13 protein-coding genes are annotated in these 23,773 nt (G+C 73.9%); 2 read left to right on the top strand and 11 right to left on the bottom strand.

The genetic code is table 11. The features are described from left to right. Positions 1 to 15: 15 nt before the first annotated feature. A complete protein-coding gene (locus FHX81_RS34250; protein ID WP_170232268.1) occupies positions 16 to 2,625 on the bottom strand; it encodes an ATP-binding protein in 2,610 nt (869 codons plus the stop codon). Positions 2,626 to 2,690: 65 nt separating this feature from the next. Between FHX81_RS34250 and FHX81_RS34245 the strand changes: the two genes are divergently transcribed. Beyond that, the gene (locus tag FHX81_RS34245) at positions 2,691 to 3,458 is read left to right on the top strand and encodes an alpha/beta fold hydrolase (protein WP_170232267.1); all 768 of its coding nucleotides are present in this window, start codon (positions 2,691 to 2,693) and stop codon (positions 3,456 to 3,458) included. A 144-nt stretch (positions 3,459 to 3,602) separates the two neighbouring features. Beyond that, positions 3,603 to 4,538: a helix-turn-helix domain-containing protein gene (locus FHX81_RS34240; RefSeq protein ID WP_141982652.1), complete on the top strand. Its 936-nt coding sequence runs from the start codon at positions 3,603 to 3,605 to the stop codon at positions 4,536 to 4,538. A gap of 330 nt (positions 4,539 to 4,868) precedes the next feature. Here the strand turns inward: FHX81_RS34240 and FHX81_RS34235 are convergent, their stop codons facing one another. The 10 genes from FHX81_RS34235 to FHX81_RS34190 are packed head-to-tail and all read right to left on the bottom strand — an operon-like array spanning position 4,869 to position 23,750. Continuing rightward, complete coding sequence (locus tag FHX81_RS34235) at positions 4,869 to 8,132, bottom strand: hypothetical protein (protein WP_141982651.1); 3,264 nt, start codon at positions 8,130 to 8,132, stop codon at positions 4,869 to 4,871. Next, the gene (locus FHX81_RS34230; protein ID WP_141982650.1) at positions 8,129 to 9,112 is read right to left on the bottom strand and encodes a hypothetical protein; all 984 of its coding nucleotides are present in this window, start codon (positions 9,110 to 9,112) and stop codon (positions 8,129 to 8,131) included. Before FHX81_RS34230 ends, FHX81_RS34235 begins: the two co-directional genes overlap by 4 nt. Positions 9,113 to 9,118: 6 nt before the next feature. Beyond that, positions 9,119 to 10,036 (bottom strand): AAA family ATPase, encoded by a 918-nt coding sequence (locus tag FHX81_RS34225; protein WP_141982649.1) that lies wholly within the window; start codon positions 10,034 to 10,036, stop codon positions 9,119 to 9,121. Beyond that, a complete protein-coding gene (locus FHX81_RS34220) occupies positions 10,033 to 11,304 on the bottom strand; it encodes a toll/interleukin-1 receptor domain-containing protein (protein WP_141982648.1) in 1,272 nt (423 codons plus the stop codon). The genes FHX81_RS34225 and FHX81_RS34220 overlap by 4 nt, the downstream gene beginning before the upstream one ends. Next, complete coding sequence (locus FHX81_RS34215) at positions 11,304 to 14,012, bottom strand: DUF4231 domain-containing protein (RefSeq protein WP_141982647.1); 2,709 nt, start codon at positions 14,010 to 14,012, stop codon at positions 11,304 to 11,306. The genes FHX81_RS34220 and FHX81_RS34215 overlap by 1 nt, the downstream gene beginning before the upstream one ends. Continuing rightward, positions 14,009 to 15,094, bottom strand: coding sequence for a TRAFAC clade GTPase domain-containing protein (locus FHX81_RS34210; RefSeq protein ID WP_141982646.1), 1,086 nt, complete (start codon positions 15,092 to 15,094; stop codon positions 14,009 to 14,011). The genes FHX81_RS34215 and FHX81_RS34210 overlap by 4 nt, the downstream gene beginning before the upstream one ends. Then, positions 15,094 to 16,137, bottom strand: a complete 1,044-nt coding sequence (locus FHX81_RS34205) for a protein kinase family protein (protein ID WP_141982645.1) — start codon at positions 16,135 to 16,137, stop codon at positions 15,094 to 15,096. The genes FHX81_RS34210 and FHX81_RS34205 overlap by 1 nt, the downstream gene beginning before the upstream one ends. Continuing rightward, complete coding sequence (locus tag FHX81_RS34200) at positions 16,134 to 18,314, bottom strand: hypothetical protein (RefSeq protein ID WP_141982644.1); 2,181 nt, start codon at positions 18,312 to 18,314, stop codon at positions 16,134 to 16,136. Before FHX81_RS34200 ends, FHX81_RS34205 begins: the two co-directional genes overlap by 4 nt. Then, a complete protein-coding gene (locus tag FHX81_RS34195) occupies positions 18,311 to 21,469 on the bottom strand; it encodes a tubulin-like doman-containing protein (protein ID WP_141982643.1) in 3,159 nt (1,052 codons plus the stop codon). The genes FHX81_RS34200 and FHX81_RS34195 overlap by 4 nt, the downstream gene beginning before the upstream one ends. Positions 21,470 to 21,494: 25 nt before the next feature. Continuing rightward, the gene (locus FHX81_RS34190; RefSeq protein WP_170232266.1) at positions 21,495 to 23,750 is read right to left on the bottom strand and encodes a vWA domain-containing protein; all 2,256 of its coding nucleotides are present in this window, start codon (positions 23,748 to 23,750) and stop codon (positions 21,495 to 21,497) included. Positions 23,751 to 23,773 lie beyond the last annotated feature (23 nt).

Here is a 23,773-nt window from a genome sequence, read left to right as displayed (position 1 = left end):
GACGCGGGGGGTGCCTCAGTCGAGCACCGCCAGCGCGTCCCGCAACGCCGACCGGGACGTGATGCCCAGCTTCGGGAAGATCCGGTAGAGGTGGGCGCTGACCGTGCGCGGCGACAGGAACAGGCGCTCGCCGATCTCCTTGTTGCTCAGGCCGGAGGCGGCGAGGTGCGCCACCTCGAGCTGCTGCGCGGTCAGCTCCGCAGTGGACGACTTGGCAGTGGACGGCTTGGCGGCCACGGCCACCCCGGTCGCCCGGAGCTCCTGCTCGGCCCGGCGCAACCAGGTCGTCGCGCCGACTCGGCGGAAGGTGTCACCGGCCCGGCGGAGCTCGGGTCGGGCGTCACCGGGGCGGTGCCGCCTGCGGTGCAGTTCGCCGAGCATCAGCCTGATCCGGGCCTGCTCGAACGGCCAGCGCTCCACGCGCGGCAGGGCCAGCGCGGCGCGCAGGCCCGCCGCCGTGTCGGCGGCGTCGTCGGCGACCAGCGCGCGGGACGCGAACACGTGCAGCCGCAGCCGCGGCGTGCGGTCGGCGAACCCCGCCCGGTCCGCTGCGGCGACGCGGTCGCGCGCCTCCTCCAGGTGCCCGGCGCGCACCGCCGCCTCCACGGCGTCCAGGAGCGTCCACGGCGTGCCCGGGACCCGCGAGCTGTGGGCGTGGGCGGCTTCGTAGTCGCCCTCGCCCAGTGCCGCCAACGCCAGGTTCCGCGCGGATGCCGCCAGGTGCGCGACGCTGCCGCGCGGTTCCGCCCACTGCTCCACGGCGCGGCTGTACTCGCGGGTGGAGGCGCTGTCGCCGCGGGCCGCGGCCAGCCACCCCAGCGCGCACCGCAGGTCCTGCGCGGTCAGTGCCAGGTCGTGGCGGACGCACAGGTCCAAGCCCTCGTTCGCCTCCTGCTCCGCCTGCTCCCACTCCCCCGCCAGGAAGTGGTCGTGCGCGGAGAACCAGTAGCCGGTCGCGGCGTGCGTCACGGCGCCCTGGCCGACCTCGCGCCGCACCAGACCGCGGACGTGCTCCAGGTGCTCGTGCAGGACGTCCAGCCACGCGGCGGCGCGGCACAGCTCGGCGACACGGGCGGGCGCGGCGTCCGCGGGCAGCGCTCCGATCGCCGTCCGCAGCTCCTCCTCGCCCGCCGTGCCGTTGAACACGCCGTGCAGGAACCCGGTGTGCGGGGCGGCCGATGCCACGTCGTCGGTGAACGCCTCCCCGGTGTAGGTGGCGATGAACAGGCGGGTGAGCACCGCGCGGTCGTCGGTCGCGCCGTCCAGCAGGCGACGGGCCCCGCTGAAGTCACCGTCGCGCACCAGCGCGATGCGGGCGCGGGTGGTGGAGCTGCGGGTGGGATCGTCGAGCTGTCGTCGCGCTTCGCCCAGGAGGTCCTGGGCCAGCGTGAGCTGACCCGACTCCTCCGCCAGCTCCGCGGCCCGGTGCAGCCGACCCGCGGCGGCGGACGCGGTGGTGCTGACGGCTGCGGCCCGCCGCAGCGCGTTGACGGCCAGGCCACTGCCACCGCGCAGGCTCGCGCTCAGCGCGGCCCGCTCGATCTCGGCCGCCACCTCCTCGTCCGGACCGGCCGCTGCCGCCGCCAGGTGCCACACCCGGCGTTCCGGCGCGTCCCGGTACGCCTCGGCCAGCTCGGCGTGCGCCGCGCGCACCTCGTCCGGCGAGGCGGTGTGCGCGATCGCCGAACGCACCAGCGGGTGGCGGAACCGCAGCCCGGACGGCGTCGAGTCGCGGGTGACCAGGCCCAGGCGCTCCACCTCGACCAGGTCGAGCGGCGACAGGGCGCTCGGGCGCAGTGCGTCGTTCTCCAGCCGGTCGCCGTCCAGCGCGGTCTGGAGCAGCAGCGTGCGCACGCGTGTCGGCAGGGCCACGACGCGCGTCGCGTACGTCGACTCCAGCCGCGTGCGCAGGGACGCGCCGACGGGCAGCAGGTCCAGCGCGTCCGTGCCCACCACGTGCGGCAGCTCGGCCAGTGCCAGCGGGTTGCCCGCCGCCTCCAGCAGCACCCGCCTGCGGGCGGCGTCGGGCAGGCCGGGGTGCAGCTCGTCCAGCAGCGCGCCCGCGTCCTCGTCCGGCAGCGGCCCGACCTCCAGCATGGCGATGCCCGGCGTGACCCGTTCACTGCTGACCAGCGGGCGGCGGGCGAACAGCGCCCGGATGTCGTGCGGCGCGAGGCGGAGCAGCAGGAACATCATCACCTCGCGCGTCGGGTGGTCCACCCAGTGCGCGTCCTCGACCGCGATCAGCAGCGGGCCTTCCCGGGCGACCTCCACCAGCACCGCGAGCGAGGCCACCGAGATGGCGAGCCGGTCGGGCACCGGCCCCGGCTCGAAGCCCAGCACCCGGCGCAGCACCTGGCGGTGGAACGCGTCCACCCGGTCGAGGTGGCCGAGGACCGGCGCGAACAACTGGTGCAGCCCGGCGAACGCGAGCTGCGCCTCGCTCTCGTAGCCGGTGCCGCCGAGCACCCGGACGCCCTGCTCGCGGGCGTAGGCGACACCCGCGTCGAGCAGCACCGTCTTGCCGACGCCGGGGTCGCCGTGCAGCACCAGGTTCGGCGGGACGCCGGGGTCCCGGTCGACCGTGCGGCGCAGCCGCGCCAGCTCCTCCGCGCGCCCGATCACCGCGACCGGCCAGGTGCAGTCATCTGACCGATGGCCCCGGTCGCGCCACCGTGCACGCTGGGGCCGTGCCACGACTCGCGGTCGGAACGGAGAACGGCGCCGAGGTGAGCCTCTACTACGAGGACTACGGCTCCGGTCCCCCGGTCGTGCTCGTGGCGGGCTGGCCGCTGACGGCGCAGTCGTGGGAGTCGCAGGTGGCGGCGTTCGTCGAGGCGGGCTACCGGGTGGTCGGCTACGACCGGCGCGGCTTCGGCCGCTCCACCCGCGCCTGGGAGGGGTACGACCAGGACACCCTGGCCGACGACCTGCACCACCTGCTCGCGCACCTGGACCTCGGGGACGCGGCGCTGGTCGGGTTCTCCTCCGGCGCGGGTGACGTGGCCCGCTGCGTGGCCCGGTTCGGCGCCGACCGGGTGTCCCGACTCGTGCTCGCGGGTCCGCTCGCGGTGGACCACGGGCTGGTTCGGGACCTGCTGGCCGCGGCCGAGTGGCACCGGATCGCGATGCTGGACGACGTGCTCGGCAGGTTCTTCTCCGTGGACGGCGAGATCGCGCTGGACGAAGCCTCCCGTCAGCACCTGCTGCACGTCGCGGCGGACGCGTCGCCCAAGGCGACGGTGGACGTCATCCGCGCTTGGGCCGGCGCCGACCCCGAAGCCGACCTCGCCGACGTCGACGTGCCGGTGCTGGTCGTGCACGGCGAGCGCGACGCGTTCACCGAGCCGGGCCGCGGACGTGCGCCGACCACGATCATCCCCAAGGCACCGCACGGCGCGCCGATCACCCATCCCCAGCAGTGGAACGAACTCGTGCTGCGGTTCCTGTCGACCTGACATGCCCCTCCCCTCCTCGGGAAGCCTCTTTGCAGGCGGGATGCCGTGAGAAGTGCTGTGCGCGCACGTTGTCCGGCTGTCCGCGCACGCCGACTACCTCACCGCGCACGCCGGTGCGCCGTGCCCGCACCTAGACTCGGACGGGTGCTGCTCGACACCGACGACCTGGCCCCCGAGGACCGGGTGGAGGCCGTCCACGCCGCCTTCCAGGAGGCGTCGGCGCCCTGCCACGTGATCCACGAGCACCCCGATCGCCCGGTCCGCTTCCGGGTGGAGCTGTGGCGGCTGGGCACCGTGGAGGTCTTCGGCAACCGGTCGTCCGGGATGAGGCTGCTGCGCACGGAGCGGCAGGCCCGCGAGGACCCGGCGCCCGTGATCGCGCTGTCCGTGCAGCGGTCGGGGATCGGCCGCGCGGAGCAGTGGGGCGAGCGCCGACTGGTCCCCGCCGGGGAGATGCACCTGGTGGACCTGTCGTCCTCCTACGACTTCGGGTGGTCCGGCGAAGGCGCGGCGGGCTGCGTGCAGGTGCCCCTGGAGGTCCTGGACGTTCCCGTGGACACGATCCGCCGCGCGTCCGGCGCGTTGCACGGCAGCCCGCTCTACCGGCTGGTGGCCGACCACGTCGCGCATCTGGCGAGGGACGCCCGCTCACTGGCCACGTCCGCGGGGGCGCAACCGCTCGGCGACGCGACCCTGGACCTGGTGCGGGCGCTGCTGACGTCCGCCGCGCACGACGACCGCCACCTGGTCGAGGACACCCGGCTCACCCAGCTCCGCGCCTACGTCCGACAGCACCTGACCGAACCGGACCTGGGACCGGAGAGGATCGCCGCCGCGTTGAACGTGTCGGTGCGCCTGCTCTACAAGTTGTGCGGCCGAGCCGGCTTCAGCCTGGAGCAGTGGATCATCGGCCAGCGGCTGGAAGGCGCGCGTGCCGACCTGGCCACCGACACGTCCCCGATCGCCACCATCGCCCACCGCTGGGGTTTCGCCGATCCGACCCACTTCACCCGCAGGTTCCGGTCGACCTTCGGCTGCTCCCCGGGTGAGTGGCGTCGATCCCGCCTGCCGGACGTCTGACCGGGCGGTACGCGGCGTGAACCCGCCGGCGGAACCCGCCTTGAACAGCTTTCCGCCGACCTCCGGTGTGGAAGTCGAGCAGGCACACCGTGATCCTGGACGGGCCCGTCTCCGACTCGTACAACCCCAAGGTCGCCCGCAGCACCTGCACGGGTGAGGCGACCAGTCGCTCGTTCCCGAACCCACCACCGGTGACCCTCACGCCGTAGCAGGGGTTGGCCGGGATGATCTTCGCCCGAACACCGGCGTCGGGAATGAATGGTCCAGGTACGACCGGTGTACCCCGCACCTCCCGACGCCCTCACCACACGCCGACGTAACGAAGGACCACTAGGACCGGGGCGGGTGTCCCAGCAGGGCGGCGGCGCGGGCGAGTTGTTCGCGGGATGGGCCGATGCCTCCTGCGGAGGTCGCCCCGAACAGCGCGGCGGCGGCTTCAGCGGTGCGTTTGGCGTCCGGGTCGCCGAGGTGGTGCAGGAGCTCGGCGCGCAGCAGCAGGCTGTCCGCCAGGTCGGCCTGGAACCGCGCCGGGGAGGCGTCGGCCAGGGTGCGGAACACCTCCTCCGCGCGTTGCGCTTCGGGCAGCGCCTCCCCGGCGCGGTCGGACTCGAAGAGCCGGAGCGCGAGGCAGCGGTGGGCGGCGGCGAGCCGGTGCATGTGCGCCCACGGGCTCCGGTCGACCAGCGTGGACGCGAGGCCGACCGCTTCCCGCGCGGTCGCCTCCGCGGCGTCACGCACCGCGCGGTCCGCGAGGACGTGGCTGAACAGCAGGAGCCCGTCGAGCAGCTCGCCGCCGAAGTCCTGGGTGGACGTCTCGGTGAGGGCGCGCAGGGTGCGGACGGCGTTCTCGGCCTTCGCCAACGGCAGGTCGGCGCGCCGCTTGCGCAGGGTCTGGACCTGGAGGTTGGCCAGGGCGGCGCCGACGTTGGTCGCGTCGCGCTCGCCCAGCCGCCTGCCGTGCCCGGTGGCCTCCTCGGCGAGGTCGAGTGCGGGCCGGGTGCGGCCGAGGTCGCCGTTGATCCGGCTGGCCAGCACGAGGGCGGCGACGTACGCCGCGCCGTCACGGCCGGGGTTCGCGACGTAGAGCGCCCGGTAAGCCTCGACCGCCCGCTCGACCGCGTCCAGGGCACGCATCGGGTACCCCGCTCGGTGCGCGGCCTGCGCCAGCCGGAAGTGCAGGGCCGCGTGCCCGTCACCCCGAGCGGGGCGCTCCAGCGCGGACGCCGCCAGCGCCTCCTCGATCCGCAACGCGGCTTGGTCGAGCCCGATGTCGCGCTTCACGCCGGCCGCCAGCAGGTCGCCGATCGGCGCCAGTTCGGCCACCGCGAGCCACTTCGGCACCAGCGCGGTGACCGCTTCGAGCGCCGCGCCACCGGCGGAGACCCACAGCTCCGGGTCGGTGGCGACCAGGCCGAGCAGGAGCCGCCGCACGTCCTGCGCGCCGGGCGCCGCCGACGTCGCGAGCCCTGCCAGCACGACCAGCGCGTTGCCGACGCCGCGCCGCCGCACCTCCGGCGAGGCCACGTCGGACGGCCCGGCGATGAACGACGGCAGCCGCGTGACCACGCCGCGCGCCCACTCGGCCTGCCCGGCGGACCGCGGATCGGCCAGCAGGTCGGTCAGCATCCGGTCGCCCAGCTCGGGCGGGCCGACCGAGCCGAGGAAGCCCGCGTCGGCGGGGTAGAGGTACTGGTAGTGGTCGAGCAGTCCGATCCACTCCGCCGGGTCCTCGATGACGTGGTGCTCCAGGGCCAGGGCCTGGCCCAGGGTGTGGCTGCACGGTCGGGCCAGCGTGGCGAGGAACGCCAGCCGGGTGACCTTGTCCGTCTCGGCCTCCGCGCCGAGCACGCCGTACCGGTAGAAGTGCTCTTGGTCGAGGATCACCCGTGCCGCGCGGGTGACGTCGTGCACCGGCTTGCCGTGCAGCAGCGCGGCCACCACGACGATCGGGATGTCCTCGACCGCCAGGTCGTGCACCCGCAGGCCGCGGACCTGGTTGGGCAGCGGGCGCGGGTCGCGGTGGAAGTCCTGTGCCGTCAGCACCGTCCGCGCGCACGCTTCCAGCACGGCGGCGCGGGAGGAGCGCGACTGGTCGCGGCCCAACGCGATCCGGTCCCGCACGGAGACGCCGCTGCCGTCGAGGAACCGGCGGCACTCCTCCCACCAGTAGCCGATCCGGGCGCCGATGGCGAGCACGCGGACCACGTGCGAACCACCGGCCAGCCGCTCGACCAGCGCGGCGAGGTGCCGCGGGTGCCACCGGTCGGCGGCGTCCACGACGACCAGCACGCCGTTCGGGACCGCGCCGGGCAGCCGGTCCGTCAGCCAGGTGGCGTCCTCGGGGTCCTGCCGCGCCCGGTACACCCGCCAGCCCTGGCTGTCGCTCAGCTCGGCCAGGCCCTCCGCCTCGCGCACCCGGCGCAGGTCGTCGCCGCCGTGCAGGAGCAGCAGCGAGCAGCGGTTGTCCGAGTCGCGCCACCTCACCAGCTCGACCGGGTCGCCCTGCGCCGCCGCGACCGCGAGCCGCAGCAGCTCGACCGGCTGGAACACCGGCCGGCCGGAGGGCTTCGGGTACCGCACGGGTTGCAGCCACAGCCGCGCGGCCGCACCGCCGTCCCGCACGTGCACCGACACCAGCACGGGCGCGGCGCGGATCGTCATCGACTCGGCCGACGGCACCTCGTAGAGCCGGCCGTCGAGCGTCTTGACCCACACGCCCCGCCCGCCCGCGGGGTGGCTGCTCGTCCGTGCGCCGCCGACGTCGTACAGGGTTCCGCTCCGGCGCAGTCCGGGAAGGACCCGGACGATCATCGGCTCGGTCTTCGGCACGTCGATGTAGAGCGCTTCGGGGTGGCCGGGACCGCCGATGAGCAGGTGGTCGCCGCTCCAGCGCAACGGCACCTGCTCAGTCGGGTAGTACTTCGCGACCGGGCCGAGGAGCTCGGTGGTGCTCCCGCTGCGCACCTCCGTGAGCGCACCGCCCTCATCACCGATCAGGAGGTCGTCCCGCCGCGGCGTGGCGGTGATGTCGAACGACCGCAGTGGCTTGGCCCGCAGCGTGAGGTGCCAGGCGGGCACCTGCTTCAGCACCACGTCCGGCAGCCTGCCCCTGGCCCGGACCACCCAGTCCGCGATCGCGCCTTCCCGTCCCGGCTCGTCCATGGCCTTGAGCGGCAGGTACAGCAGCGTCGCGCCGCGGGCCGCACCGCGTTCCCCGTAGCGCACGGCCAGCCACGTCAGCATCTCCTCGATCCGCAACGCGGGCGCGAGGCCGCGGTGCTGCCGGTGCAGCAGCGGTCCGAGGCCGCGGACGGGCGAATCGGCCTCGTGCAGCCACTCCCCCAGCCGCTCCCACAGCGCCGGGCGCACGTCCGACCGGATGACCACGACACCCGGCTGCCGCCTGCCGATCCACTCGCTGAACCAGAAGTCCGACTCCGCGCCCACGTCCAACGTCGGGAACACCAGCAGCCGCACCGCGCGCACCAGCTCCGGCTCGACGCGCGCCGTCGTGCTGAGCGCCACGGCCAGCCGCACGTCCGGCGCGAGGTCGTCCTGGGCGAGCGCGTGTTTCACCCGGTCGACCGACGTCATCGCCGCGACCACCGGTCAAGCGCGGTCCGCACGGCGCCGACCGTGGTGGCGCGGTCCAGGCCGATCACCGGCATCACCCGCGTCAGCCACGGCGGGAAGCGGCGCGGTGGCAGCGGGCACAGGGCCACCGGTCGCACCCCGCGCGCCCGCCACCGGGCCACCGCGGCCTCCCAGTGCTCCACGCCGCCCGCCTCGTCGTAGGCGGGCGGACCGCCGAACGTGGACAGGATCAGCACGGTGCCGTGCGCGGTGTCGCGGTACGGCTGCCCGTCCAGGCCTTCGCGCGGGTCGCCGTCGAAGTGCCACTCGGACAGCGCGCCTTCGCCGACGAGCCGGGGCAGCTCTCGGCACAGCGACTCCACGTCGCGCCGGAACGGCTCCATGCCCCGCGCGTGGTCCACCAGGACCTCCACGCCGTGCCTCAGGGTGGGCCGGGGCTTGCGCGGCAGCACGACCAGCGGGCGCGCGGTGGCGAGCACCCTCGTCGCGGCCCGCACGTCCACCACGCCGTCCGCACCGGGCCTGGAAACCGCCGCGTGGAGCACACCGCGTGCAGCGCCCGGTCGCAGCAGCGGGAGGTGGCGTTGGCCGGCCTGGTCCGCCCGCATCGCGGGCAACGGCGGCGTGTCGCGCCACGGCGGCTTCGGGTGGTCCCAGTCGGATGGCTTCAGCCCGGCCAGCGCCGCCTGCCCGACCTGCCCGCCGTCCTGGTGGGACCGCGGGTCCGGGGGCGTGCCCGAACCGTCCTCGACGTGGACGAAGCCGCTGTCGGGGGCGCGGTGCGGCGTGTCGTGCGGCGGCTCGACCCGCGCGGGGCGGTCGGTGCGGGGCCGCGCGGGTGGGAGCGGTGCGGGGGCCGCGGAGCCGGGTCCCAGACCGAGCAGTGCCCGGATCCGGTCCTCGTCACCGGGTGCCGGCGAGCCCGCCAGCCGTTCCCGCGCCAGTACGAGGTCGGCGAGCCAGATCCGCGGCCTGACCAAGGGTGCTCACCTCCCGAACCGGGTGTCGTGCGCCTTCGCCAGCGTCATGCCGATCACCCGGCGCAGCTGCGGGCCCGTCACGTCGCCGATCTCCAGCCGCACGCACGCGTTCACGGCGTCGAGGAACTCGGCGGTGCTCGCCAGTCGGCGACCGCCGTGGCCCGCCTTGCGCCGCTCGGCCGCCAGCTCGTCGAGCAGGTGCCGCAGCAGCTCGTCGGACAGCTCGTGCCTGCGGTCGCCGAGGTGCCGGTCGACGATGTCCAGCAGGGCTTCGTCGTCGTGCAGCGGCAGGTGCGACACCACGCACCGGCGGACGAACGCCTCCGGCAGGTCGCGCTCCTCGTTCGACGTGATGATGATCAGGTTCGCGCCGAACGGCTGCTCGGCGACCTGCGGCTCGCCGTCGAGGTCGGTGACCTTGAACCGTCGGTCCGCCAACGGTCCCAGCAGCCCGTTCGGGGTGTCCGGGTCGGCCTTGTCGATCTCGTCGATCAGCACGACCGCGGGCTGGTCGGCCTTGGGCTCGTTCCACTCGCGGAACGGCTCGACCCGCCCGGTCTCCGCCAGCGCCACCTCCCGCTGGAACGCCCACCACAGCGGCCCGGGGGTGACGTACCTGCGGTCGTGCCCGTCGAGCGGCCCGACCTGGGCGTCGCTGAGCCTGCGGACGTGGTCGAAGGTCCACAGGAAGTCCTGCGGCTCGGTGCGCGCGGTCGTCACGTGCTCGTAGTAGCGCAGGCCGTGGGTGACCGCGACGTACGCGGCCAACGTCGACTTGCCCGAACCCGGCTCCCCGTACAGCAGCAGGGGCCGCCCGATGGCCCGTGCGACGCGGACGGCGAGCTCGAGGTCGTCGGACGGGACGTAACGGTTGCCGTCGGTGACGATCCGCAGCTCGTCACCGGTGCTGTCGGTCGAGGTCATGACGTCGCGTACCCCCTGGTGAGCGCGTAGGTGATTTCCTTCCGCCCCCTCGTGAACCGCGAGGCGCGCTCGTCGTCGACCGGCGGCACGGCCCGGTAGTCGCCACCGAGCAGGGCTCGGACGCCGTCCTCGCCGAGCTTGCGGTAGTCGTCGGGGCGGATCAGCAGCACCACGACGATCCACGGGCACCGGCGGTGGATCTCGTGGACGACCTCGACGGAGCCGGCCAGCGGCCCGTCGGGCTGCACGATCACGTGCTTCGGCGCGACCGGGCTGTGCACGCACGTCCCCTCGCCCGTCGCACCGCACGCGAGGTGGTCCTGGCCGAGCACCTGGTCGACCCAGTGCGAGGGCGGGTGCGGCTCGCCGTCGCTCTCCATCGCCAGGGGTATGAGGCTGCGCCACGTCGCCCGGCAGTGCTGAGCCCGGACGGCGTACTGCTCGGCGATGGCGATGTCGTCCGATTGCAGCACCGCGACGAGCGCGCGCTCCCGAGGGACCTCACCGTCCGTGCGCAACGCCTGCACCTCGGGCCAGGACAGCCAGCTCGACAGGATGATCGGCCGGACCTCGTTGACGTACGCGGGCCGCACCGGCACGAACCTGAGCGCGTCGAGCGCCGCGTCGCCGAGCTGGTCGGCCAGGATCAGCTGGGCCAGCAGCTCGTCCTGGAAGAACGGCATCCTCCGGTCCCACTGGGCCTCGCCCGGGAAGTGCTCCGCGATCCTCCTGGCGGCGTCCCGCTGGGTCAGCCCGTCGAACGACTGCGCGAGGCGCCGGATCAGCGGCAGGTCCTCGCCGCGGAGCCCGCCCACGGGGCGCGGCAGGCGTTCGCCGATCAGCTTGACGACCCGGTCCGCTTCCTCGTCCGCGTCCCGGGCCTGCTCGGGCTCGTCCGCGGTGATCGCCTGGATGTCGGTGAGCCGCATGAACGCCGCCAGCTTCCGGTCGCTCAGCCCGATCCCGATCAGGATCGGGACGAACTTCTCGTGGAAGAAGTCCGACTGCCCCATGGCGACCTCGTAGCGGACCCACTCACGGCCGATCGCCCGGTCGTCGAGCAGGGCGATGACCACGTGCGACCGGTACAGCGTCCTCCTGATCCAGGGCTTCCAGTGCACGCCTTCGTGGATCTCCATCCGATCCACGTGCACCAGGTAGCCGTTGCCGTCGTACTGCTCGTACAGCCGTTGGAGCACGCGGCTCGCCACGCCGTTCGTGCCCTTCGTGCCGTGGCTGATGAAGATCTCCCAGAAGTTCTCGGTCATCACGAGGCCCTCCGCTCGTCACCGGCGATCACCTGTTCGCACGCCACCACGAAGTCGTCCACGGTGGACGGGAGGTGGACTGGGACGACCAGCAGGTGCCTGAGGCGGTCGGCGATCCGCTCGGAGCGCGCGATGCGCTCATCCGAGCCGTTCGGCGCGGCGAGCAGGACGAAGGTGAGGATCGCGGTCGTCGCCACGCCGAACCAGGGCGCGGTCGGGCCGGTGGCCAGGAACACCAGCGCGAGGAAGCCGAACGCGGCCGTCATCGCGCAGATCTCGGCCGGCCGCCGCAACCAGTCCCCCTCGACGCGCCACTGCCCGGCCTGCACCTCGTGCGCGGAGATCTCGCGCTTGACCCGGAGGTGCAGGTAGTCGGTCAGGGTCGTGATCGACGGGGGCGCCGGCATCGGCACCCCGACCGGTTTGCGCCTGCCGGACACCCGTGAGGCCTCCCTGGTGGCGGCGTGGAGCAGCAGGTGCGGCTTGCGGTCGCGGAACCGCCCCACGCCGGCGACGTAGAGGAACACCATGGACCGCAACGACTCGGCCACGGCGCGCGTGGCCGACAGCCGGCGGATCGCCGTCGGCACCGCGTACCGGTGCAGCAGCACCCAGCCGATCAGCAGGAGGGCGGCTGCGACGCCGAACGCCTTGCCGTCGAGGGGCACCGCGGACCGCGCCGCGTAGCCCGACACCGCGCCCGCGGCGGCGGCGGGCAGGAGGAGGAACGGTGTGAGCCGGCGTGCGGTGTCGACGCGCTGTTCCAGGCGGTCCGCCGCCCGCCGCCAGGTCAGGTGCATGCGCCAGACCTCTTGGACGGAGCCGGCGTCCGAAGCGGGCACGGGCGGGAACCGCCAGTCGATGTGCTCGGGTGTGGCGGTGGCGGGGTCCGGTTGACGGTGCGGTGCCGTGCGGTCCCGGAGCCGTTCGGAGAAGGCGGGGCCGAGGTGCCGGTGCACCCAGTCGGCGACGGCCTCGGTGTCGACGCCGGCCGGGTGCGGCTCGGGGAGGCCGAGGAGGTCCAGCAGGGAGTCGAAGACGTCGTCCTGCTGGAGCGCGGCCACGGTGGTGGCGGCGGGGAGCTGTTCGGTGAGCCAGTGCCAGAGGGCGGGGCGCACGGCGGTGGGCAGGGCCCGGCGGCGTGCGCGGTTCAGCGCCTCCGCCAGGTCGTCCGGTCGCTTGGCCCAGAACAGGTCGAGCGGGGCGGGCGCGCCGGGTGTCGCTCCGGCTCGGGTGTCGGGCTGGGGTGGTGCGGAGGCTTCGGACCCGGTGTCGGGCTCGGCGGACTCCTCCGGCGTGCTCCCGTCGACGGGCTCGACGCTCGGCTTGACGAACCAACCGGCTTCGCGGCCGGTGGGCGGGAGGTCGGTCGGGCCGGCCTGGGCCGCGGGGTCGGGATGCTCGTCGGTGACGTCGGTGCCGGAGTGGTCAGGACCGGTGACGGAGGTGTGGCCGGGGGTCTCGTCGCTGTCCGGTCCGGCTTCGGCGGTGTCGGCCGGGTCCGGGAACCCGGGGTCGGGGTGGTGGGCCGCGTCCGCTCCGTCGGCCGGGTCGGTGGTGTCGGTGGTCGGGTGCTCGGCCGAGTCGGTGCCGCCGGCCGGGTCCGCGGAATCCGGGTGCTCGGCCCGGTCGGCATCGCCGGCCGGGTCCGTGACGTCGTCCTCGTCCGGCTCGGGGTCGGGTCGCTTGGCGTGTCGGCCGACGGTCCGATCCGTGTCGGAGGAGTCCGCCTGGGGTGGGTCCGCCTGGGGTGGGTCCGCCTGGGGTGGGTCCGCCTGGGGTGGGTCCGCGTGGTGGCTGCGCGCGTAGGCCTCGGCCCGGTCCTCCGGTTCCGGTCCGCCGGCTTGCGCACGCTGGTGGATGTCGTCGCTCACGGCGGCCCAGAGGCGGGTCCGCTCCTCCTCTTCGATCGCGTGCGCGACGTCCCAGGCGCGCAAGTAGTCCCGGTACAGCAGCTCGGCCCTCGCCCGCCACTTCGGCGGCACCGGGCCGTCGGCCAGGTCCAGCAGCACGGTCGGCACGCCGGACGCCTCGACGACCCCCGGGTTGTGCGGCATGAACACGAAGTCCAGCGCGTGCCGCTGCTTGGCGTCGGTCTCGTAGGTGGAGAACGTCCACGAGCGCGGCCGCCCGCCGAGCGCCTCGCTGATCGTGCGCACCGCCGCCAGCACCGGCGCCACGTGCGGCTCCGCCAGCCCTACCACGGTGAACCTCGCGTGCGGCGCCGCCAGCACGTGCGCCAGCAGTCCGGTCACCTGCTCCGGGGGCACGGTGGAGGCCGCCACCCGCAGGGTGACGATCTTGGCGGTGACCTTGGCGCTGAGCTGCTCGAACGAGCGCCGTTCCAGCGGGTCGCGGTCCTCCGGGTTGTACCACCCGCGCCACAGCGTCAGCGGCAGCGCGAGCCGGTCCAGTGCCTCCCACCCTCCCACGATGGCGTGCGCGAAGCTGCGCCCGGTCACCGAACCCGCCGACAGCCGCCGCAGCACCGCCGCCTCGCCGGTGTCCAAGCGGACGTAGGTGTACGCGCCGTCGTTCGGCGCCTGCGCGCCGTGGTTGAGCCGGAAGTACGGGCTGAGCTTGTCGTACCAGTAGTCCCGGATCGTCCTGCCCTCGGGCGTGCGGTTCTCGATGGTGCTGGCGGTGAGCGTCATGCCCTTGCCCTCGACCATCGAGAACAGGATGTCCTCCAGCCGGTCGCCGTTCATCGACCGATCCCCTCTGCCCCGGGACCGGTGATGAACCCGGTCATCGCCAGCAGTGCCACCAGCGGCTGGAGCACGCGCGACGGGCGGACACCGCGGGGGAAGTGCTCGGTGCCGTCGGACGGGCCGCCGGTGGCCGACACGAAGTGCATGGTGCGGCGCTCGAACTGCCGGTACACGTTCAGCATCGGCGTCGCCTGGTAACGCTGGAGCACGGCGAAGACGTCCCGGCTCTCCGCGCGGAACAGCTCCGGGTCCAGGGGGCCGGAGGCGTCGTCGCGGCGCAGCCAGTGGTCGACCGGGTACTCGTACCGCATGGTGTCGGCCTTGGTCAGCGCGATCGCGATCGGCAGCCGCTCCATGCGCTGCTGCGTGCGCAGCCGGTTCATCGCGCCGTCGAACGTCTCGTTGTGCCGCTGGGCCGCGCTGCGCTGCGCCGGTGACTTCGCGTGCGGTCGCCACGCGGGCAGGCCGAGGTCGGGGTCGTCCACGAACAGCAGCGCGTCGGCCTCCAGCAGGAAGCCCGCCCACTTGCTGTTGGTGAGGTTGACGTCGTTGAAGTCCTCGCCCGCGACGTCGAAGAAGATCAACGGCTTGGGTCGCCGGTCCTTCGCGCGCACCAGCAGGTAGCCGGCGAACGTGCGTAGCTGGTTGCCGGTCGCCTGGAGCAGCGCGCCGTCGCGGAGGCGTTCGATCTCCTCGGTCAGCCTGGCCTGCTGCACCTTGTCGGCGACCTCGAAGTACAGGCCGTGGCTGGACAGCGCACCGCGCAGCAACTCCGACAGCATCGTCACCAACAGGTGGGTCTTGCCGGACGCACCGCGCCCCACCAACCCGATGATGATCGGCCGGCCGTAGTCGTTGTGGATCGCGGGCAGGTAGTGCACCTCCGTGCCGTCCTGAGACGGGTTCGGGCACCGGACGAACGCCAGCCGGCGCTCGTACTCGCGCCGGTTCGGGTTGGTGTGGCGGGTCAGGTCCAGCTCCTCCCACACCACCGCGCCCTCGCGGACCTCCCGCTGGTAGAGGGTGTCCGGCCACACGATGTGGTCCATGCACACCGGGCAGAGCACCTGGTCGCCCATCACAGCACCTCCATCCACGACAGCACCCCGACCACCACCGCCGCGCCGAGCACCACCGCGCCGATCAGCGCCGGCAGCAGGAACCTCCTGCGCAGGCCGTGCCGGGCGACCGGCGGCGGTGGCGCGCTCGGCGGGGTCGGCGGGTCGGCACGGGGCGGCGGGACCGGTTGCGGCCGCGGGTGTTCCCGGTCGAACTGGTCCCACCCGGCTCGCAGCGCCTCGTCCACGTCCAACGGGTCGGGCAGCGGTGCGGTCGAGTTCAGCGCCGCCAGCACGACCACGGCGGTCGGACGGCGCGCGGGGTCGGGCTCGAACACGCCGTCCAGTCCGGGCAGCACGTCGTCCAGCGGACCGTCCTGGGTGGGCGGTCGGTTGCGCCGCCGCGCGCCGGTGATCATCTCGTGCACGGCTCGGCCCGCGTCGCGGACGTCGTCGGCCGGGTCGGCCTGCCGCTCGCGGTAGCCCACCGTGACCGGGCGGGACCGGGGCACCTCGCCCCTGCCGGACGAGTGCTCGAACCCCACGAGCTGGAACCGGTCGTCCGCCCAGCGGATGGAGGACAGCCTGATCGCGCCGTGCACGAGGTCCACCGCGTGCAGCGCCGCGAGTGCGCGGTACATGCCGAGCTGGAAGCGCCTGCGGTCCTGGGTGAGCAGGGTGCGCATCCGGTGCGCCTCGTCGCCGTTGTCCCCGGTCACCACCTCCATCAGCACGAACGGGTCCGACACGTCGAAGTTGTAGGCGATCAGGCGCGGCAGCTCGGCCGGGTAGTCGTTGGGGTAGCGGGTCGCCAGGCGCACCAGCGCCCGGATCTCGTTGTCCAGCTGCGCCTCGGCCAGCGCCCAGTCCGCCTCGCCGTGCACGCCCACCGGCAGGCGCTTCCGCTCGGCCCGGCGGTGGTCGGCCAGCTCGACCAGGTCGACCCGCAGCAGCGAGTCGGGGTTGGGGCGCGGCCCGAGCTCGCGCAGCCGCCAGGTGCCCAGCTCCCCGAGCGGGTTGAAGCCCTGGAACTCCGCGTACTCCGACGTCCCGTTCGTGGTCACGGTGCCTCCCCGTGGTCGATGAGCGGCCGCACGACACCGGGTCGCAGCGGCACCAGGCGCAGCACGCCGACCGCGTTGCCATTGGTCCGGATCAGTTCGTAGGAGGGGTTGACCGGCGGGTCGACGATGTCCGCGGAGGCGAAGAACACCATCGCCGACTCGCCCGAGCCGAGCAGCCGCAGGTCGGTCGGTCGGCACAGCTGCGGCAACGGCGACCGCGGTCCGCTGAGCAGGATCCGCTGCACCTTCGCCGACGCCTGCCAGATGCCGGTGGCCAGCGCGCCGCGCCCCTGGTCGGGCAGCCCCGGCGGCGGCACCCGGATGCCGCGGGTGTCCAGGTGGTGGTTGTACTCGGCCAACCTGGCCTGCGCGGCGAGGTAGAACGGCCTGCCCTCGCCGGTCAGCACCCCGTTCGAGGCGATCTCCACGAACACCGGCCGCAGCACCGAGCGCACCAGGTGCGCGAGGTCCTCCCGCAGCACGTGGTTGAGGTCGTTGGTGCTGTCGACGCCCGCGAACACCTCCGGCGGCCTGCCACCGCCGCCGAACGCCGAAGCGGTCTCGGTGAACGCCTGGTCCACCGCGTCCAGCGCCACGGCCACGTTCAGCAGCGAGTCGGCCAGGCGCGTGGTGCCCGCGGCGGGCAGCCACCGGGAGCGCACCAGCTCCGTCAGCGCCTGGGTGAGCCTGCGCTGCGCGCTGCCCGCCCGGTCCAGCTCCAACGCCGCGCTCCACCGCACGTGCACCCGCCACCAGATCACCGCGCAGACCGCCGGCGCCGCCACGCACCACCCGGCGGCCGTCGCCGCCACGCCCACCGGCGGCAGGTCCAGCGCCCACTCCGGCGCCACCGCGCGCAGGACGACGCCGGCCGCGGCGCCCACCAGGGCGGCCACGCCGGAACCGGCCACCACGAACGTCCGGCGGCGCACCGGGAACGCGCTCACCGCGCACAGGCGGTACACCGGCAGCAGCCACGCGATCGCGGCGGCGACACCACCCACCACGCCCGCCGTCATCGCCGCCGCGAAGCAGAACACCAGCGGCAGCAGCGGCAGCGGCGCCAGGTCCACCGGTCGCCGGTCGCCTCCGCGCAACGCCCGCAGCGCCGGCCCGACGTCGACGTCGGCCACCGGGTTGTCCCGGCCGACCGGTCCGGTGAGCCGGGTGGCGATCTGCCTCGCGCTGTCCGAGACGACCTTGAGCGGTCGGCCCAGCGCCAGCTCCTGGTCCACGGCGTCGGCCAGCACGTCCGCCACGCCCGCCACGTCGTGCGGCGGCTGCGGCGGCAGGCCCAGCTCCACGAGTCGCGCCTCGGGCGGGTCGCCGACGTCCACCGACCTCGCCACCCGCCGCTCGGTGTCCACGCACAGCGCCCGGTACTCCGCCAGCCGCTGGGCGGCGGTGCTCAACGCTTCCCCCGTGCCGGGGTTGCCGGTGAACAGCCCGAACGGGCGGCGGACCGCGTCGACCGCCGTGCCGGCCGCGGCCAAGGCGGCAGCCGCCACCTGGCGCGACCGGTCCAACGCGGATCCGCTGGCGATCGCCGCACGACCGTCGCCGGCACGCGTCGCCAACGTCCGCACGGCGGCCGCGAGCGGGCCGTCGGCGCGGTGCGCTTCACCGTCGTCGTCGGCGAAGTGCCGCAACGCCCGCAGCCGCAGGACCCGCAGCACGCTGTCGGGTACGGTCGCGTACTCGATCTCGATCGCCGGCGCGGCGGCCTGGTGCGGCACCTGGCTCACCGCCTTGTGCACCCGGTCGAACACCAGCGGCAGCTTCAGCGCGCTGATCAGGTCGTCCAGCGTCACGTCCGGCCGGGCCGCGACACCGCGCGAGGCGCCGCCGCTCCACTCCAGGCCGGCTTCCGCGCCGACCCACAGCGTCACGCCCAGGCCGGTCAGCGCGGTCGGCACGCCGAGCACGGCTTCGGCGTCCTCGGCGCGCAGCGAGCCGACCGCGACCAGCACGACCCCGCCCAGGTGCTGGACCTTGGCCAGCCGGGTGAGGTCGGGTGCGAGGTCGGCCAGCTCGCTGACGTTCGCGACCACGACCACGTACGAGGGCAGCAGCTCGCTGCCCGTGTCCGGGTCGAGCGAGGCCAGCGCGGTGCGGTCGTCGCCGAGCTCGCGCACGTCCAGCACCAGCACCGCCGTCTGCGAGGCGGGGGATGTCATCGTCGGTAACCCCCGAGCCGCTCGTCGTGGACCCACCGGTAGAGGTCCGCGAGGTTGTCCTGGATCGGTGTGTTGACGCCGCGGAACGGGAGGTTCAGGGCGTTGGGGAAGGTCTCGGCCCAGAACTCGCGCATCGCGTTGAGGCGGGCACGCCCGCCGCTGCCGGTGCGGTCCGCCAGCGTCGCGTCGATCTCGGCCAACTGGGCCGACGGCAGCTTCATCAGCCGCTCGAACAGCGGCGACGGCTGCCTCGGCGCCCGGTCCACCCCGTCCGGCACGCTGTTGATCAGCTGGGCGCACAGGTCGCGGCGGATCTGCTCGTCGTCGGTGAGCACCCACTCCTCGTACGCGGCCAGCACGCTCGCCCAGCTCGACAGCCTGCCGTAGGGCCGCAGCTCCAGCCGCATGGAGATGGCGGCGGGGGAAAGACCGACGGAAATGGCCGCGGGCGAGTCCGCGTCCTCGTCGCCGGAGACCCGCACGCTGCCGTTCCACACCGCGCACAGCAGGTGGTGCAGGATGCGCTCGCGGTGCTCGGCCGTGGTGGCGAGGTAGCCGAAGTCGTAGCCGATCCGCTGGCGCCACCGCAGGAAGTCCTGCTGCTGCTCCGCGCGCAGGGCGTCGGACCAGTGCTTGAGGACCTCTCGCACCTCGGGCACCTCGGTCAGGCCCATCGAGCTGCGGAACAGCACCACGGCGATCGTCTCGGCCGCGATGGGGCGGAACTCCACGATCGTGTCCGCGGTGCGCGGCAACTGGACGGCTTGACGCAGGTACTGCTCCAGCTCGTCGTCCTTGGTCGTGGACGGGTAGGAGAACAGGATGCGCAGCCGTCCCGTGCCGCTGGGCGCGAACCCACCGGGGACGAGGCCCGCGAGCTTCTCCCGGAACTGGGCGATGTCGTCCTCGGCGACCATCGTGCCCGCCCGGCCCGCCGCCGCCGCGAGCAGGTCCTGCAACGCGGGCAGCAGCGGTCGGTGCTCGCCGTCGCGGTGGTGGAACAGCACCTTCACGGCCTGCTTCACGCGATCACGCACGTACATGACGGCCGCGGCGGGGTCGCGCGAGGTGGTCATCGCCTCCCACGCCTGCCGCCAGCCCTGGTCGCCCAGGATCTCGCGCAGCAGGTCGCCCGCCGTGGCCGTCGGCCGCACCCGGCCCTGGGAGCTGTAGAGGTCGACGAACCGCCGGACCACCTCGTGGTAGAACGGCTCCATGTCACCCAGGCGCGGCAGCAGGTAGGTCACGCCCACCCGGTGCTGGTACAGGTCTCGGGCGCGGGCCTGGAACCGGCGCTGGTCGTCCATGGCGTGCTCGCGGAACGCGGACACCACCGCCGTCACGTCGTTGACGACGCCCTGCAGCTTGCCGTCCCACCGGTTGGACTGGGCGTTCCACGCCGCGTGCCACGCGCGCCGGGCCCGCCACTGGTGCCACTGGTCCTGGGCCTTGAGCGCCTGGCCGACCGCCGGGTCGGCCCACTTCGCCCGGCGCAGGAACCGGTCGCCGATCCCGACCGGGTTCGGCGGCGCGATCGACAGGCCCGCGGGTGCGGGCGGCTCACTGCGGCGGGACGCGACGACCTTGACGAACCCGAGCCTGCTGACCTCGTCGGCCAGCGCAGCGTCGCCGTTGACCACGCGGTGCAGCCGGAACGGGTCCACCTCGGCCAGCAGCGTCCGCACCGCCCGGTGCGCGTCGAAGTCCTGCACGAGGCCAGGTACCGCGCTGTCCAGCGTCTGCTCCAGCAACCGGACCGCCGACTCGATCCGGCGCGCCCGGGTGGCCAGCGCGTTGAGGATGTTCTCGGCCTTGTCGGTGGGCGCGGGCTCGGTGATCGGCAGTGGCGCCCGCAGCCGCAACGGGTCCAGGTTGGACTCGGTGAAGAACCGCTCCACCAGCCCGGTGTTGTCCTCCGCCGCGCCGGCCGGCGCCATCAGCTCGGTCACGCCGTGCGCGAGCAGCCGTGAGCTGATCATGTCGGCGATGTCGTCCACCGGCACGGTCATCGAGGCGACCGAGCTGGTCGACACGCCGCGGTTGCCGATGCCGGTCGCGGCGAGCGCCTCGCGCTCCACCGCGCTGTTGATGAAGCTGTCCGCGAACGACATGTAGGTGCGGCGGTCGCCGTAGCGCAGGGAGTTGCCCTCGCCGCCCATGTCGGTGCCGATCAGCGACAGGATCAGGGACACCACCGACCGGTGCAGGTCGTCCCGCTTCACGCCCGAGCCCATGCTGAACAGGAACCCGGTCTGCACGGTCGAGGCGCGCAACCGGATCTCGGCGCGGTCGGGGTAGCGGACCGAGAGCGTGCCGCTGACCCCCGCGGCGTCCAGCTCGGTGCCCGCCGCCTGCGCGTTCTGGTCGTCCACGAGCCGGAACAGGTCCAGCAGCGCACGGCCGGCGTTGAGCCGCGCGGGCCGCCCGCCGCCCAGCCCCTCGGTGAACGCCGACGGCATGAGCACCAGCGGGAAGATCCGGATCCGGTAGTCGTTGCGCGCGAAGGCGTCGCCGATCAGGTGCAGGTAGTCGTAGAACAGCCCGCTCCCGGTGCCGCCCGCGACCGAGAACGCCACGAACACGTCGCAGCCGAGCTGGCGGTTGCCGCCGCCCAGCACGGCCAGCTCGCCCAGTGAGTTGTTGATGTTGCCGATCGCCCGGGTCAGCGGACCCTGCACCGGGCCGAGGCCCGCGCGGAAGGTCTCGAAGAGCGCGGCCCGACCGATGGTCGGCAACTGGCCGGCGCCGCGCGAGAGGGGCCCGATGCGCGGCTCGCCGGCGGCCGGCGGCAGCCAGCCGTCCACGTACGGCCCGGCGGACAGCCGCAGGCTGCGGGCCACCTCGGGGAACGTGTCGTACTGCGGCACGAGGTCGCGCACCAGGTGCATGGTGCGTTCGGCGGCAGGCAGGTTCGACGGGTCCGGTACCACCCGCTGCTCCAGGTTGGCGAACTCGTCCTCGCTGAGGTCGGCGTAGACGAACTGCAGGCACGAGGGCAGCTGGTAGGGCTGGAAGTTCTTGCCCTGCATGACGTTGAGCAGAGCGGTGCCGTCGGGTCCGCACAACTCGTCGCGCAGCCTGCGCTCCAACTCCGCGCCGACCCGGCACCCGGTTCCGCCGAGCCCTACGAACATCATGGGTTGGTAGATCCGCATGGGGCGTCCTTCCGGTGGCGTGCGGTCACAGCAGGTCGTGGGTCACGGTGGTTCCGGCGCCCGGCGGCGCGGGCCCGCCCGGGTCGACGGGGTCGGCCGCGGCCGACCGCTCGTCGCGCACTTCGAGCACCACCCCGTCCGCTGTCGTGACCTGGTCCCCGGCCCGCAGCAGGTGCCGTCCGCCCTCCGGCGTCCGCAGGGTGAGCTGGTCGGACACCCTGGTCAGGTGGTGCGCCTCCGGATCGCCCGGACGGACGGACGGGTCGAGGTGGAAGGGCCCGTCCTCGTCGCGCCGCACGGCGAACAGGAACCTGGTCGACCGGACCTGGGGTGCGGCGACGTCGCCGTGCGGGCGACCGTTGACGTAGAGGTAGACGGCCAACCCCCGGACGTCGCGCGCCGCGCGGTGCGCACGTCGCCACCGCAACGCGGCCAGCAGCACGGCGAGCAGCGAGGGCGCCCCGATGTAGAGCCACCACGGTGTCGGCGGCGGAGGGTGGGCGACGATCACCGAGAGCGGGTAGTTCGCCAGCGTGTTCCCGGCCTCGTCCACCACCTTCAAGCGCAACGAGTTGCCGCCCGGTCGGGTGTCGGCCGCGAAGACGACGTCGAACCGGTACTCGGCGTTGCCCGCGGCCGGCACCTCGAACTCCGTCTGCTCGTCGGGCACCGACGCACGGGTGCCGGGTGACACCTCGTCGATCAGCACCCGCACCTTGGCCTTGAACCCACCGACGTTGTCCACGACCGCGGCCACCGCGACGGACCCTCCGGGCGCCACCGTGTCCGTCGGCGGCACGCGCAGTTGCGCGGCCAGCGCGCCCCGCCCCCGGGACACCGACGCCACCACGCTGCGGGTGTCGCCGGTGATGCCGATGCCGCTGACCGTGCCGACGACCCGCAGCTCGTCCACACCGGACTCCGGCACGGCCACCGCGCCGGTGTAGAGGCCGTCGCCCGCGCGGGTGTCACCGCCCTGCCCGCTGTCGTTGAGCGCGACCGGCGCCGGGCCGCCCTGACCGTCGACCACCACGGAGAAGTCGAGGGAGGACAGTTCTGCCGGGTCGCTGACCGCGCCGTTGCGCGTCTGGATGCCCAGCAGCACCTTCGCCTCCGTGCCGGCCTGCGGCGCGGGCGGGTCCACGGTCAACGTCGCGCGAACCGCGCCCTGCCAGATCGCCACGGCGGTGACGTCGAGCGCGGGCAGGTCGGCGGGTGAGGTCAGCCTGACCAGCCACGGGCCGGGAACCGGGTTGACGATCCGCAGCGCCTCGACCGGGCCGTTCGCGCCGCTGCCCTGGAACGTCGAGCCGAACGCGGCGCCCTCCTTCGGGACGACGCGGCCCTCGGGGTCGGTGAACTCGACGGCCACCCGCGGGTCGCGCTTGACCACGACGATCGAGCCGTCCGTGGCGATGCCCGGCACGCGGACGGTCATCTCCGACTCCCCGCCGGGTGACAGCGTGGCCCGCCGGATCTCGTCGCTGCCCGCGCAGCGGGCCGACCGGAAGGCCGCCAGCAGCACGTCCGCGACCGCGCCGGAATCCTCGATGACCGTTGCCGACGGTTTGGGGGCTTTCGCGCCGCACGAACCCTGCGCGCCCTTCTCGGCGAACCGGTCGAGTTGCGGGCGGTCGACGTCGCCGAATCCGAGCGGCCACACCTGCACCTGCTTCGCGGCCGCTTCCGCCAACGTGACGTCGATTCCGCGCAGAGCCGCATTATTGCGTTGGTCGCTCATGTTGTCAGGCCCGTAACGCGGGCTGTCGCTCACGTCGAGTCGGCCGTCGGTCAGCAGGAATATCGCTTTCGGCCGGTCGTCGTCGCCGAAGTACGTCATGGCCTGCTGGAGTGCGGCGTAGTGGTCGGTGCCGTCGCCTTCGCCCTGGCCGCGCTTGCGGAGCCTGCCCACGCAGTCGGCCAGCGTCTGCTGGTCCTGCCCGGTGCCGACGCGCACCGGTGGACACACCACGTCCACCGGTGACTGGCCGCCGTTGTCGCTGGCGAAGCCCACCACCGCGACCGTCGAGTCCGGCGCGAACTCACCCAGCGCGATCGTGGCCGCCGCCTCCCGCTCGCGCCGCAGATCGTCCTCGCTGATGGAGCCGGACTCGTCGACCAGGATCACGATGGAGATCGGCTCGACCTGCGGCGTGTCGTCCTGCGCGGTCGCGGAGGGCCACGTCCCGGCCGGCGTGGACAGCAGCACGATGAGTGCGAGCAGGACCGCGGGCCACCACGGCGTGGTCCGCGTCCGCCCGTCGACATGGCAACTCTCCACAGGAATCACTCCGCACCGTGCTG

Source organism: Saccharothrix saharensis (assembly GCF_006716745.1).
GTDB lineage: Bacteria > Actinomycetota > Actinomycetes > Mycobacteriales > Pseudonocardiaceae > Actinosynnema > Actinosynnema saharense.
Note: the sequence above shows the minus strand (reverse complement) of the source record. Positions and strands in the feature narration are given on the sequence as shown.